Origin of the sequence: Clostridium sp. FP1 (genome assembly GCF_011065975.2) — a bacterium.
In the GTDB taxonomy this organism is placed as follows: domain Bacteria; phylum Bacillota; class Clostridia; order Clostridiales; family Clostridiaceae; genus Clostridium_AD; species Clostridium_AD tagluense.
In genome coordinates, this window is the sequence record NZ_JAAMNJ020000001.1 from 3,026,405 (window position 1) to 3,038,452 (window position 12,048).

Sequence of the window (12,048 nt, forward strand, 5' to 3'; positions counted from 1 at the left end):
TATTATTTTATAAATACTTTTAATTAAAATATTGTTATTCCAAATTGTAATGCTTCCATAGCTTCTAAGAATTTTACATCTGCCATTAAAAATAGTTTATTCCTAAATGCTTTAACTATTACTTGTCCATCATCCCATGTTTCTGCTTCTGTTTTTCCACTCGCAACATAAGCATCTCGTTGTGCTTCTATATTTATTAGAGATTTATTATCGTATAGATTATCTAAAATATCTTCCTTAGCTAATCCTTTAAAATATGTATTTACCGCTCCTATAAACAAAAACTGATAATCTGTCTTATTTTTAAATGTTCCAACATAATCATTTTTATAAGAAGAAGATATATCATTTGTAATTAAATCCATTGTTTCAACCGCTTCTATTTTGGACATTATTTCCGTATTTACTTTATCTATAGTTGTTAGAGAATTTACTGCTGTGCTTATTTTAACAACGTCAATATCATCATTAAATAAGCACAACTTACCTAATCCAATACTTGTATCAATATTAACTTCCTCAACTACAGATTTTAAATTAGTAACTTTAAGATATGTAGCACTTCGGCTCAATGGTAGTCCAGCAAACACTCCTAATAATGTTGGAATAAGTTCATTTCCTGTTTTTTCCCCTCTTAGAGAATCCGTGAATGTTACCTTACTATTAACAAAATTAACTACATGCTTAACATCTGCACTATTATTAAATACAACACCCTTATAGAATTTAAACAAAGATTCTTGCTCTTTTATAAACGTTGCAACTGCTGTTTGGTCTGTAACACTAGAACTCGCAGTTCCCATCCAATCTATTTTAAGTCCTCTTATTATAGTTAATGCATCTGCTATTACCCCACCTATATCTATTCTTACTACACTTACAGTAGCAGGAACTCCTAAAAAACAATCTTTAATAAATTGTAAATTTTCTGCTGTATATAATGCAATATCTGCTTCAACTTCAGAAATTAGTTTATATGTTTTGTTTGTAAATGTTTTGTTTGTATCGTCATTAATTATTAATCCTACTCTACCTCTACTGCCTCTCATATTTGCTGTTTTTGCCTTTTGTGTAAATATTACGGATATACTTGGAGATGTATTTGTTGTTGCCATTTATATTACCTACCTTTCTTATTTTATTGTTTTATATTTATTTCTAACTCTTCCATCATTTCTATGTCATCTTCATTAGTTATAATTTCTTCGCTTGTGAATACATTAAAATAATAATGCACTATTTTATCTATAACATCAGCTTCAACTTCATCAAAAATTTCAATATTAAAATCCTCATTGATTTTAATTATGTTATCTTCAATAAAAATCTCATTAAGTGAATCTATCATATTTAAGTTTTCTATTTTATTTTTCTTATCATCTTTTGGATAATAGTAAATTCTAATAGTAATGTTTTTATCCAAAGCAGAATCACAAAATTTATTTGTCTTTAAATTATCTAAACTCACAAAAAATGAAGGTCTAACAATCTTTTCTGTTACATCTGATTCTGACATTAATTTTATACTTGGAAATTTAGTTATAAGTTTTTTATTTATTGCCGTTATTATATCTGTATATTTTACAATATTAATCACCACCTAATCTATATCCTCGATTATGTCTTCAATCAATTTTTCTATTTCTTGATAGTATCCACTTTTAAAAGCTTCCTCTGTTTTTTCTATAAAATGATAACCTGGAACAAAAGTTTCTGCACCATCGTGATTTTTTCCACCTTTGTGTATATATCCGTTATTTAGTAGGTGGGATAATGGATGACTATTAAATGCTCTACAAGTTAAATCTCCATTGTATTTATAAACTTTACCAGATTTACTACTAGTTAATATTTCTTTTTCTATAAATCCCTGTTCTCCAATCCCTAAACTTTTAATCTCTTTTTTCTGTTCTTTACTTAATTTAGTAGCTTCTTTCTTTAGAAACTTCTTACTCTTTTTAGCTACAGATTTACTTGTTTTTGCTAAATTATTAATATAGCTTTCTAATTCACTTGTGTCAAATGCTATATCCGCTGCCATTATTCCATCACCATTTTTGTAAATATTTCTAAGTATTCACCATTTTTGAAGTCTACATCAAACGAAACAAATTCATATTTTTTACCCTGAAATACGAAAAACATATCTATAGAAGGATTAAGAATACTTTTAATTCTAACTGTAAATTTGTGACTATATTCTACACTTTCTGTTATTCCATTATCCTTTTGCCGATTCATCGTTCCACTTGGAATAATATTGCAGTATACAAGTGGCTTAATTATTTTTTCCTCTTTATCTGATTCCAATAATTTATTTGTAAATTCTACCATTCCCCATAATTGGGCACGATTATTTAATTTATTGGTTATATTGCCCATTTAATCATTCCTTTCTTATAAAAAGTTCCTTCTGTGCATTTCTAAAATACAATCAACTATTTTATTAATTTTATCTTTTTCTACAACATAACTTCTTGTGTCGAACATATCTGCAATTAATACCAAATAAGCCATTGTCAAATCCTCTTTTTGGTCTATTTCCTCTATTGTTAATGCAGTCTTGCCTTTTATAAAAGCTAATGAAGAAGACATACATAAACTTATAAAACTATCATCATTTTCTTGATCTAATCTTAAATAATCTCTTACAAATATTAATGTTACCTGACTGATTTTAATATTAATCACCTACTTTTTTATAATAAAAAAAAGGAATAGCCATAGCTACCCCTTAATTAATTATGCTTTATTAAATATACCTGCTAATCTTTGCTCGTCCTTAACTTTACCATCCATGTACATATCTGCTCCATACCCTACTAATCCTGCTCTCTTATAAGAAGAATCATCATAAACAGTCAGTGCTATAGTCTTTTGTGTATTGGTGTGATAAGCCTTTGGAGAAGCTAAAACTATTAGACATTTAGCACCAGTTACAGTAGTATTATCTATTGCATCTGTTAATTCTACTGGTATTCCCAAAATAGTATAATCAGAAGTTTTTGTTAAGTCTGGCTGTAAAAGTGGTCTACCATCAGCATCTTTAAGTAAATCTAGTAATAGCAATGTATCTGCATGCATAAACCATTTAGCACCAATTAAAGCAGATTTTTTGAATTTTCCTTTACACTTCTTTAAATCTTCAATTGTTACTACTCCTCTAACTTCTACAGTTAGTTTATTTGCTACTTTTATTCCACCAATTAGTCCTGTAGGTTGGTCTACTCCACTACCATTAAATATAGCCACTTCTATAGCATCACCCATAGTTTCTGCAATATCTGTTTTTACAAAACTAGATAAATCTAATTCTTGTACATTCATCATAGATTGAGTTAATGCAGATTCTCTATAAAGTCTATTTTGTCCTAGTTTTAATATTTCTAGTGTTGGAATAGTTGCTTTTGGAGTTGAATCAGGTGTAGTTCCTTCTACTACCCAAGAAGCAGTTCCAGTTCCAGTTTGTTTAGGAATTTTTAAATCTCCTGCTATAGTTGTACCATCAAAGAAAGAATATATGGTACTTCTATCTTTTAATTGTTTTATAATTTCTCCCGATAGAACCTCATTTATTACTATTCCACCTTCAGCACTAACTACAGTATTCATTGCTACTCTTTTTTCAAAAATTTCTCTAAGTTCTTCATTGTTAATAACTTCTTGACTTCTAATTTCTTCCTTTTTATCATTTACTTTAATTTCTCTTTTTTCCATACCTTTAACGTTATCCATTGTTTGTATAGTTTCATCAATTTTTCTAACTTCTTCTATAATTTCTGTCATTCTTGATTGTTCTACCTCATCAAATGCTCTAGTTTCAGTTTTTATCTTAGCAGACATTACCTCTATCTCCTCAATTAATACATTTCTTTTTTCCAATAATCCTTTTATCATTTATAATACCTTCCTCTCGTGCCATTCTTGGCTTTATTTTTTGTTTTTGGGCATAAAAATAAGACACCTATTGATGCCTTTGCTTTAACTTTAATATTAATGTTTTTGCTTCAATATGGTCATAATTTACAAATTCTCTTTCCTCTTCCTTAGTTGTATTGTCTATTATTTCTATTTCATCATCAAAACATCTTAATTCATATGTTTCTTCATTATCTCTAGTTTGTATTGACGTACCATTGTAAGCAGGAGTTTTTCCACTTAATATAGAAACTTCTTTTAGTGTAATATCCTCTAAAAATCTACGCTCTAATCCTTCTGTGTTGGTATTTTCTTTCCTATCCTTATTCATTAAAAACCCAAAACTCCAACCATTTAAATTACCTTCTTTTGCTCTATGTATAACATCAGGATCGCTTATTTCTGCCCTAGCATATAATCCAATATTATCTTCTCTAAGTTTTAAATTTGTTGTTGTGTCTCCCAATTTTCTACTTTTGTCATGATTTAATAGTATATCAACACTATTTTTTTCAATGGCTCTAGTAAAAGTCTTCGGCATAACTTGTTCAACAAATTTTCCATTAGCATCTGTTAATATTTTACTATCTCTACAAACTGCATTTACATATCCTTCTAAAATTACACTATCATTTCTTAATTCCACTTTCATCTTTTTTAATCACCTCCTTAACGACATTCTTACTATCTAAACTATTGGATTCGTTTGTATTTGGAGTATAAAACTGTTTAGTTTTAATATCATACAAAACATCAGCTAAATTTAATTTAATAAATTCTAAATTTAGTGGTTCTAAATTCTCTTCTTCTCTAACTTCATCAATAGTTTTTATAGTGTTTTTAATAGCCATTTCATGTGCCTTAAATCTTTCCTCTATATCAGCCTTATTTAAGCTATTCATATCAAATTCAAAATAATAGTTAGATTTTTCTGATTCCAATAATAGATTTCTGTTTAAAGCATTTTCTATAACTTTTAAAATTGGTAATATGCAAATCTTAATAAAATTTTTATATTCTTCTTTTGTTGCATTACCTTCTAATATTGCAGGAGGTACGTTTAATATTTTACAAATTTCAATAGTGTTAGCTTTTTTATTCTCAACAAGTTGCATTTCTACACTTGTAGCACTAGCTTCTGTAAAATCTAATCCCTTGTTTAATATCATCATGTTATTAGAGTTGTTAGCATATAGTTGTGACCATTGTGACTTTAAATCTTCTAATGCTTCTTTAGTTAGTACTTTATCAGATTTAAGAAAACCTTTTTTATTTCCACCATTCTTTACCAATACATTTTCATAAATTAAAGAGTTATAGGAAACCTGTAATATCTTTTGATTTTCTTCTACTATTCCAACACCTTTAGCCCCGTCTTTTGTATTTCTTAATAATTTTATAAATTCAAAATCTCGATACTCATTGGCATTTACTGTAAGAGAAAAACTTTTAAATATTGGGTCTACTGTATTATTTATTACACTGATACTATTACTATCTACATAATTTAAAGAATCTACAGTATTAAGTTTTTTATTAATATAACTATACCCATTTCCTTCTAAAAGATAATCTCTAACTATAGCTTTTCTAAATTGTGTAGCATCTAAGGTGTCTTTAGTATCCACATTAAATAGAGTAGTTCTATAATCCATTAATTCAGTTGTTTTTTTTCCTGCCTTTTCGTATAATTTTAATTTTGGTAAAACACAAGTATTACATATTAACTCTATACAACTAGATAAAGCAGGTATTTGCATAGCTTGTTGCGTGGTTATAATTTTATCATCTGTGATTAAGCCTAATAATTCTGCTAAAGTAACTGTATCTGTACCCTCTCTAATTTCTTCTTTTTTATTCCAAAACCAACTCATATGTTCACCTCCCCTCATATTTTCATATCAACTTTGTATAGTCCATGTTGAGCCATTTAATAATTCTTGTTCTAATAGATACATTGCATTTATAGTAGAAAATACCATGTCCACTTTCCCTGCTGTCTTTACAGATATTTTTTTATTAATATATTTATTAAGGTTTGTATCCTCTGTGCATCTACAATTACAAAAGTTGTTTTCATAAGCTAAGTTATTCCAATACCAAAACTTTCTATCTAGTATTAATTCTTTTAGCCATTTTATAGAACTATGTAAAACGGTGCTATGTTGTTTTACTTCAACACATTCAAAGTAAAATTCTCTTTCCCATCTCTGTGCTGAATTTCTTAAATTTCTTATGTCATATCCTATTTCAACAATATTAACTCCATATTTTTTAGGTAAGTCAGCAACAAAATTTTCAAACTGTGCATAATCTAATGAACTTTCACCACAGATAATTGTGTTCCCTTCAGCAATAGATTTTCTATAATCAAAGCTTTCACGTTTGCTTTTTTCCTCTATATAATCCTCTTGAATAAAACTCCAAGTCTTAGAATGTACCTCACCAGTGATTTCATCATACCCGACCATAGAGACACTAGAATTATCCCAAGTTTCTGCACCATCTGCTCCAACATAAACATCTTTACCATCCCAATCCCATTCTTCTTTAGCTTTACAGTTCCGAATTTGTTCCGAATTTACATATCCTTCTGTTCCAATTCCTTTGTATTTTATATTATTATGCTTACATAAATAATTTTCTCTTTTAGTTTCATATGAAATTGCATTTGCTCTTTTCTTTACAATTGCTTTAAATACTTTATTATTCTTAACTGCAACTGGATTGCTTTGGTATATAATTAAATCATTGGTTTTCCACATATCTTTTGCTAATAATTCTATATTTGGCTCATATAATAATGCAAAATATCTTTTGTCTTCATTAATGCCATCTAAAGTTTTCTTAGCACAATCTACCTCGGTAATCATTACGTTATTATCATTTGGATATTGTGTAGATATAATTATACCTAGTTTACTATCTAGTGTAATTTGTGATGAACGCATGGCTTCCACTGGGTAATCATCCATTGCACCACTTTCATCTGCTAGGAATATATTACTCAACTTACCGTCCATTCCATCATTACTATAAGCCAAAGGAACATATTCTATGTCGGTTAATTTACATTCAATCATGTCCCTTTTTATAACAAACTCATCTATTAATTGTGGGGATGATTTTATAATCTTTCTTATTGCTAATCTCAATTCATTACTCAATTTATAATCGGGAGCAACTGAAAAAAACCTAGAAAATCTAGGTTCTAGCAACATACCAATTATAAATATTATTGCAGAATTAAAAGTTTTAAAATTTTTTCTTGCAATTTCAAGCAAACTGGATTCGTAATACCGACTATCATCTTCCCTATAAAAAGTACATAAACTTGCAACTATAAAAAGCCATGCATAGTCTTCCATACCATCATAAATACTACAATGAAGGTCTGGATGTATCATCAATTTTAGTATTCCACAAATTTGATCAAATGCAAATTTATCTACATATGCTTCTGTATTATTACCGTCTACTATATTCTTCCATTCTCTAGCTTGTTTCTTTATATAGTATCCCACATATTCATTATCATTCTCTAAACACCATTTACAATATGTATAAGCCTTGCTCTTATTAATCTGCATTGCTTTCACCCCTAATGGCTTTTGCTACTGGGTTTTCTATTACTTCTGGTTTAGTTACACTTGTAAATTTTAAACGGTCTGCGGGAGAAAATCCAAACTTAATTGCAATATTAATCATTTGTGTCTCGGTGGCACGTTTTAATTTTATCCAAGGTGCTTCAACAAGGTTAGTTTCGCCTGCCTTGTTAGTGTATTCTGAAAATAAACCTTTATCATTTTCTAATCTTATACATTCACAATAAGTAGAATAACAATTACAATACATTGCCAGTTGTGTACTATCAACGTTGCTTAGAACTTTTCTTTCCTTTAATTCTTTAGTTAATTTTTTAAATTCTTTCTCTGCTATTTTATTTCCTTTGATGAATGGTGGCATTGTAAATTTATCACAATCACCATTTGCTTTTTTTTCTTGCTGTTGTCTATATTCTATTTGCTCTTTTGTATATCCACCTTTTTTAGTGTCTATATTATTTATACTTTTTCTACTTGGCATTTTTATCACCATCCTTTCGTTCTAATTGATAATTGTTTTCACTTGATAACCCCTCTAGGGTATCTATTTTAACATTCGTGTTTAAAAAAGAGGGCAGTCGGTGAATTTAAATCTTTAAAAAAATAATTATTCTCAATGGGGGGGTATATTGTATCAATTGTTTCAAGAATACAAACAATTAACCATTAATCTTATTTACTTCACTCTTTAACATTCCCATGCCTTCTAACCTCACACCTTCTAACCATAACCTGTTGCACTCTCTTAGTATCTTCATTGTGTTAACTCTATCTATCTTATACAACTCATGTACTACATCATGTACACTCTTATCTAATCCTATTACGTTATCTCTATCATATGCTTTACTATCATCTACTATAAGTTCTACTATGTGGTGCACACATGATGCTTGTCTTATAACACCATCTACATACAGTGACCATAGGCACACATACTCTTGTTCTTCTAGCACTACTACTCTTAACTTACGCCACTTAACAGACCAATATATCTTCTTATCTTCTCTCTTACTATCTCTATCATGTTGTTCCTTCGCAATCACAGGACACTTATGATTCATTGGTACTATGCCACAATGAGAACAACTCTTCATAGGCATTACTTATTACCTCCAATATCTAATCTACACGACAAAAAAGAAGCCTATCTCTAGACTTCTTTCGTATTTCATATTTAATTCTTACTAAGCTATAATCATTCATTAATTTATTAATTCATTACTTTCTTTATCTTCTACTATTTGAAAGTGTAAATCTATATCATTTTTTATAAAATAACTTTATCTAATGTAATATCTACATTATTTATTCCTTCATGCCTTCTTTTTTTCCAGTAATTTCATCTTTAAGTAGTTTTTCGTTTACTTCTTCTAAAACATTCAGACTCATTGTATAATAAGTTCCTATTACCGATCTTTTCCAATCATCATTATGTGCCATTAAAATATATGTAAAATCTCCTACTATTAAAACTGTAAATCCCTTTAAAATCGAATAAATTAAGTGGTCGTTAAAAGTTATAGATTTTCCAAGGAAAGTAACAAGGCTTAAAAAAACTGTAAAAAGTAAAACATAAAATACTGTAGCACTACTACTTTTACATTCTTCAAGATAACATATTTTAGAAGCTAAAATATTCTTTTCTTTAATGTACCCATCTTTAGTTTTAATTACTTTCAAATATTGTTCCTTAATTGCATCATAAACCTCTCCGTATAATGCATGTTCTGTAAGGCTGTCTTTATTAATTGTAATTTCTTGACATATATCAAACCTTTCTACCAATAATGAATTAAATTTTCGTCTACATCGTTCTAATATCAATCTTTTTAATATACTTAATTTGCAATAATGTATATCACTACTAATATCATTATCACTAGAATCCGCTGCAACTTCATCTAGAGCAACTTTAGAGTTGTTTTCAACTTCAATTACTCCATTCTCAATATCCTCTAAAACTTTTAATGAAATATTAAGCATCAAATTTCTTGGCTTTCCTTTAAGAATGTCTTTCCCAATGATATATGATACAAATAAAATCATTGCAAATAAAAAAAGTAATGTTAAACCAAATTTAGTTGCCTCATTATTTATGAACGAATTCAAATAGTTTATTACACATTGAAACGTAAAATAAAAAATACTACCTATAACAGCAATGTAATAAGCCAAACTGGACGAAGTAAGATTATTAGGATGCATTCCAAGGTTATCCTTTATCCTAATTTTCTCCATACTAATGCTAAATCGTTCTTGTTTCTTTTTCTTGATATAGTATTTTTTTATATAATTATAAACTTTGTCAATATTATTATATTGGATAATTGTTCCCTTATTTGATATGTCCGAATTAAATTTACTTATAATCTTATCATAATCGCTTAACTTATTTTTTCTACCCATTATTTTATTACCACCCCATAACCATTATTCGCCACAAAAATGGTAAAATCCTTTAATTATTTTTGGACAAATAAAAAAGCACCTAAATTAATAGGTGTTTTTCACTACTTCTTTATGGTTCTACCACTATGTAGTCTCCACATTTTTCACAATTAATTCTTATTTCCTTTAGTTCTGATTCAACTTCTTCAATATCTGTAATTTCATTTAAATCACCACTTACATCAATAGTTGGAGTATCAGCATTAAATCCATTATTTCTCATTCTCCATAATTGTACTTGGTTTCCGTTTTGATTTGATTTTAATTCTATAAAATTACCACATTTTTCACAGATAATTTGAATTTTCACTATAAATCATCTCCTATAAGACATCAACGGAACTTAAACATTATCTAATTCATCGTAAGGCATATTTGCCATAAGTTGTGCAGTCGCATAAAACTTTCTATATGCTTCTTGAATTTTTTGTACCGTATATTCATTATTATTTCTTTTACTATAAAATAACATAGTTAATTCCATTGCAACATCATTAAAATTTCTTTGTATCGGAGTTGGGATTACTTTAATTTCTTCTGCCATTTCTCTCACTTCCCTTCAATTACATATTTCTACATATGAAGTAAAATATCCTTTATATTCTTACAAATTTTATTTCTTTTTATCATGGCGTTTTTCACTATATTCATGTAATTTCTCTTTTGCAGTAATTGTTGCCGAATCATTCTTATTCTCTCTTTCTCTACTATTTTTAGGTTCTTCCTTTTCAATATCCTCTAAAGCCGTTAAACAAATACGCGAGTTAGATATCTCTTTTCGGTTTTTAATTTTAACCATTTCATAGGACGTCAATATTATAATAACTAAAACTAGATACGTCAATATAAACTTCATTTTAGAAAAAGCATCTCCAGGTATAGAAATTAAGTAAGTTGTCGCTATAGTTATTGCAAGAGCAATAACTGTTATATATACACTTGTATAGTTTATCTCCATTATTTTTTCTTCAATAATTTTTTTCAATTTTATTTTTTCATTTTTTATAAATTCTGGTTTATTTTTTATGAATTCAGAATCATCCATTTTACTTTTATAAATTCTATAAGCATTAATATAGTTATCCTTTACGGATTTATAGCTTTTTTTATCATTTGCAATTTCTTCAATACTTTTACTTCTTAAGAAACATATTTTTTTTAAGATATTGTTCACACAAATCACCTCATGACCATAATTCGTCATAAAGTAGTGATATTCCTTTTTATATGAAAAAGAGCGCCCATAATTGGATGCTCTTAAATAAATTATTTACCTAGATATCGTTTTTAATTCTTCATTTAATTCAAATAAATTCTGAAAAATTTTATCAATAGTATTTTCATCAATAAATTGTTGAAACTCCGGATTAAGGTTTTCTGTATTGCCATAATAAATTAAATACAAACCTGCACCTTTGACAACACTTAATTCAACAAATACATCTTGTTCATCCTCTTCTTTGTTAAATAAAGTAAAAACAATCTTACTTTCATAATATTTTATTTCAATTCTTTTATAACCTTTTATATCAATATATTCACTTAAATCTGTTGTTGCTTCAATACCATCTATTTTATATTTGTCAAGATTACTATTAACCTCATTAACAAGATTTTGCATTGCTCTACTAATAATATTTTTGTCAATAGTTAACTTCCTAAACTGTAAAACTAACTCTTCTTTCCAATCCACCATAAAACTTCCTTCCTCTTTATATTTATTAAATCTTGTAAACCACTTCAACGTTTGTTGATGATTTTGTGTTACATTCTAAATAATCCATCCCTCTTATTGAGATTTTATATCTATCTAAAGGAATCATTAAAACCTTATTCCCTGCACCACCACGCACTGGCTTGATCCCAGAAATTAATCCGTCTTCTAGCATACTATCAATTAAATCCCCATACTCATCTTTATCAATACTTAATTCTATTCCTGTTGGCATCTTGCTTTCTAAGTCAAGTTTTTTTAATATTTCAATAACTTTATCTTTTTTACTCAAGCTAATCACCTCCCCCATAAACAACATATTTCTACATTTAAGAGGTAATATCCTTCTTTTTGTAACAT

17 protein-coding genes are annotated in these 12,048 nt (G+C 28.2%); all 17 read right to left on the minus strand.

What is annotated here, in order from left to right; all coding sequences use genetic code 11:
* Window positions 1-23: 23 nt before the first annotated feature.
* The 17 genes from G9F70_RS14675 to G9F70_RS14755 all read right to left on the minus strand — a co-directional run bounded on the left by G9F70_RS14675 (window position 24) and on the right by G9F70_RS14755 (window position 11,980).
* Window positions 24-1,115, minus strand: coding sequence for a phage tail sheath C-terminal domain-containing protein (locus tag G9F70_RS14675; RefSeq protein ID WP_164943685.1), 1,092 nt, complete (start codon window positions 1,113-1,115; stop codon window positions 24-26).
* A gap of 23 nt (window positions 1,116-1,138) precedes the next feature.
* Window positions 1,139-1,600: a DUF6838 family protein gene (locus G9F70_RS14680; RefSeq protein ID WP_164943686.1), complete on the minus strand. Its 462-nt coding sequence runs from the start codon at window positions 1,598-1,600 to the stop codon at window positions 1,139-1,141.
* Window positions 1,601-2,041, minus strand: a complete 441-nt coding sequence (locus G9F70_RS14685) for an HK97 gp10 family phage protein (RefSeq protein WP_164943687.1) — start codon at window positions 2,039-2,041, stop codon at window positions 1,601-1,603. It abuts the gene before it with no gap.
* Window positions 2,041-2,382 carry a hypothetical protein gene (locus G9F70_RS14690; RefSeq protein WP_164943688.1) on the minus strand — a complete coding sequence of 114 codons (342 nt, stop codon included), beginning with the start codon at window positions 2,380-2,382 and terminating at the stop codon, window positions 2,041-2,043. The genes G9F70_RS14685 and G9F70_RS14690 overlap by 1 nt, the downstream gene beginning before the upstream one ends.
* Before the next feature lie 15 nt (window positions 2,383-2,397).
* A complete protein-coding gene (locus tag G9F70_RS14695; protein WP_164943689.1) occupies window positions 2,398-2,691 on the minus strand; it encodes a head-tail connector protein in 294 nt (97 codons plus the stop codon).
* 51 nt (window positions 2,692-2,742) lie between these two features.
* On the minus strand, window positions 2,743-3,897 hold the full coding sequence (locus G9F70_RS14700; protein ID WP_164943690.1) for a phage major capsid protein: 1,155 nt from the start codon (window positions 3,895-3,897) through the stop codon (window positions 2,743-2,745).
* 67 nt (window positions 3,898-3,964) lie between these two features.
* A complete protein-coding gene (locus G9F70_RS14705) occupies window positions 3,965-4,570 on the minus strand; it encodes an HK97 family phage prohead protease (RefSeq protein WP_164943691.1) in 606 nt (201 codons plus the stop codon).
* Window positions 4,548-5,792 (minus strand): phage portal protein, encoded by a 1,245-nt coding sequence (locus tag G9F70_RS14710; RefSeq protein WP_164943692.1) that lies wholly within the window; start codon window positions 5,790-5,792, stop codon window positions 4,548-4,550. The genes G9F70_RS14705 and G9F70_RS14710 overlap by 23 nt, the downstream gene beginning before the upstream one ends.
* Window positions 5,793-5,819: 27 nt before the next feature.
* A complete protein-coding gene (locus G9F70_RS14715) occupies window positions 5,820-7,508 on the minus strand; it encodes a terminase TerL endonuclease subunit (protein ID WP_164943693.1) in 1,689 nt (562 codons plus the stop codon).
* Window positions 7,498-8,004, minus strand: a complete 507-nt coding sequence (locus tag G9F70_RS14720; protein WP_164943694.1) for a phage terminase small subunit P27 family — start codon at window positions 8,002-8,004, stop codon at window positions 7,498-7,500. Before G9F70_RS14720 ends, G9F70_RS14715 begins: the two co-directional genes overlap by 11 nt.
* A 178-nt stretch (window positions 8,005-8,182) precedes the next feature.
* Window positions 8,183-8,626 carry a hypothetical protein gene (locus G9F70_RS14725; RefSeq protein ID WP_164943695.1) on the minus strand — a complete coding sequence of 148 codons (444 nt, stop codon included), beginning with the start codon at window positions 8,624-8,626 and terminating at the stop codon, window positions 8,183-8,185.
* 205 nt (window positions 8,627-8,831) lie between these two features.
* Entirely contained in the window at window positions 8,832-9,932 is a 1,101-nt protein-coding gene (locus tag G9F70_RS14730; RefSeq protein WP_164943696.1) for a hypothetical protein, read from the minus strand.
* Window positions 9,933-10,044: 112 nt separating this feature from the next.
* On the minus strand, window positions 10,045-10,284 hold the full coding sequence (locus G9F70_RS14735; RefSeq protein WP_164943697.1) for a hypothetical protein: 240 nt from the start codon (window positions 10,282-10,284) through the stop codon (window positions 10,045-10,047).
* Between the two features lie 33 nt (window positions 10,285-10,317).
* Window positions 10,318-10,518 carry a hypothetical protein gene (locus tag G9F70_RS14740; RefSeq protein ID WP_164943500.1) on the minus strand — a complete coding sequence of 67 codons (201 nt, stop codon included), beginning with the start codon at window positions 10,516-10,518 and terminating at the stop codon, window positions 10,318-10,320.
* Between the two features lie 69 nt (window positions 10,519-10,587).
* Window positions 10,588-11,148 carry a hypothetical protein gene (locus G9F70_RS14745; protein WP_164943698.1) on the minus strand — a complete coding sequence of 187 codons (561 nt, stop codon included), beginning with the start codon at window positions 11,146-11,148 and terminating at the stop codon, window positions 10,588-10,590.
* Between the two features lie 96 nt (window positions 11,149-11,244).
* Window positions 11,245-11,670, minus strand: coding sequence for a hypothetical protein (locus tag G9F70_RS14750; RefSeq protein ID WP_164943699.1), 426 nt, complete (start codon window positions 11,668-11,670; stop codon window positions 11,245-11,247).
* A gap of 25 nt (window positions 11,671-11,695) precedes the next feature.
* Window positions 11,696-11,980, minus strand: a complete 285-nt coding sequence (locus tag G9F70_RS14755) for an iron-containing alcohol dehydrogenase (RefSeq protein WP_164943700.1) — start codon at window positions 11,978-11,980, stop codon at window positions 11,696-11,698.
* Window positions 11,981-12,048: the final 68 nt, after the last annotated feature.

What these genes read in the sequence shown, in the direction of transcription:
- G9F70_RS14725 (WP_164943695.1), bottom strand. Translation starts at nt 8,626, where the DNA reads ATGCCTATGAAGAGTTGTTCTCATTGTGGCATAGTACCAATGAATCAT.
- G9F70_RS14685 (WP_164943687.1), bottom strand. Translation starts at nt 2,041, where the DNA reads ATGGCAGCGGATATAGCATTTGACACAAGTGAATTAGAAAGCTATATT.
- G9F70_RS14720 (WP_164943694.1), bottom strand. Translation starts at nt 8,004, where the DNA reads ATGCCAAGTAGAAAAAGTATAAATAATATAGACACTAAAAAAGGTGGA.
- G9F70_RS14675 (WP_164943685.1), bottom strand. Translation starts at nt 1,115, where the DNA reads ATGGCAACAACAAATACATCTCCAAGTATATCCGTAATATTTACACAA.
- G9F70_RS14750 (WP_164943699.1), bottom strand. Translation starts at nt 11,670, where the DNA reads ATGGTGGATTGGAAAGAAGAGTTAGTTTTACAGTTTAGGAAGTTAACT.
- G9F70_RS14715 (WP_164943693.1), bottom strand. Translation starts at nt 7,508, where the DNA reads ATGCAGATTAATAAGAGCAAGGCTTATACATATTGTAAATGGTGTTTA.
- G9F70_RS14740 (WP_164943500.1), bottom strand. Translation starts at nt 10,518, where the DNA reads ATGGCAGAAGAAATTAAAGTAATCCCAACTCCGATACAAAGAAATTTT.
- G9F70_RS14710 (WP_164943692.1), bottom strand. Translation starts at nt 5,792, where the DNA reads ATGAGTTGGTTTTGGAATAAAAAAGAAGAAATTAGAGAGGGTACAGAT.
- G9F70_RS14690 (WP_164943688.1), bottom strand. Translation starts at nt 2,382, where the DNA reads ATGGGCAATATAACCAATAAATTAAATAATCGTGCCCAATTATGGGGA.
- G9F70_RS14705 (WP_164943691.1), bottom strand. Translation starts at nt 4,570, where the DNA reads ATGAAAGTGGAATTAAGAAATGATAGTGTAATTTTAGAAGGATATGTA.
- G9F70_RS14700 (WP_164943690.1), bottom strand. Translation starts at nt 3,897, where the DNA reads ATGATAAAAGGATTATTGGAAAAAAGAAATGTATTAATTGAGGAGATA.
- G9F70_RS14730 (WP_164943696.1), bottom strand. Translation starts at nt 9,932, where the DNA reads ATGGGTAGAAAAAATAAGTTAAGCGATTATGATAAGATTATAAGTAAA.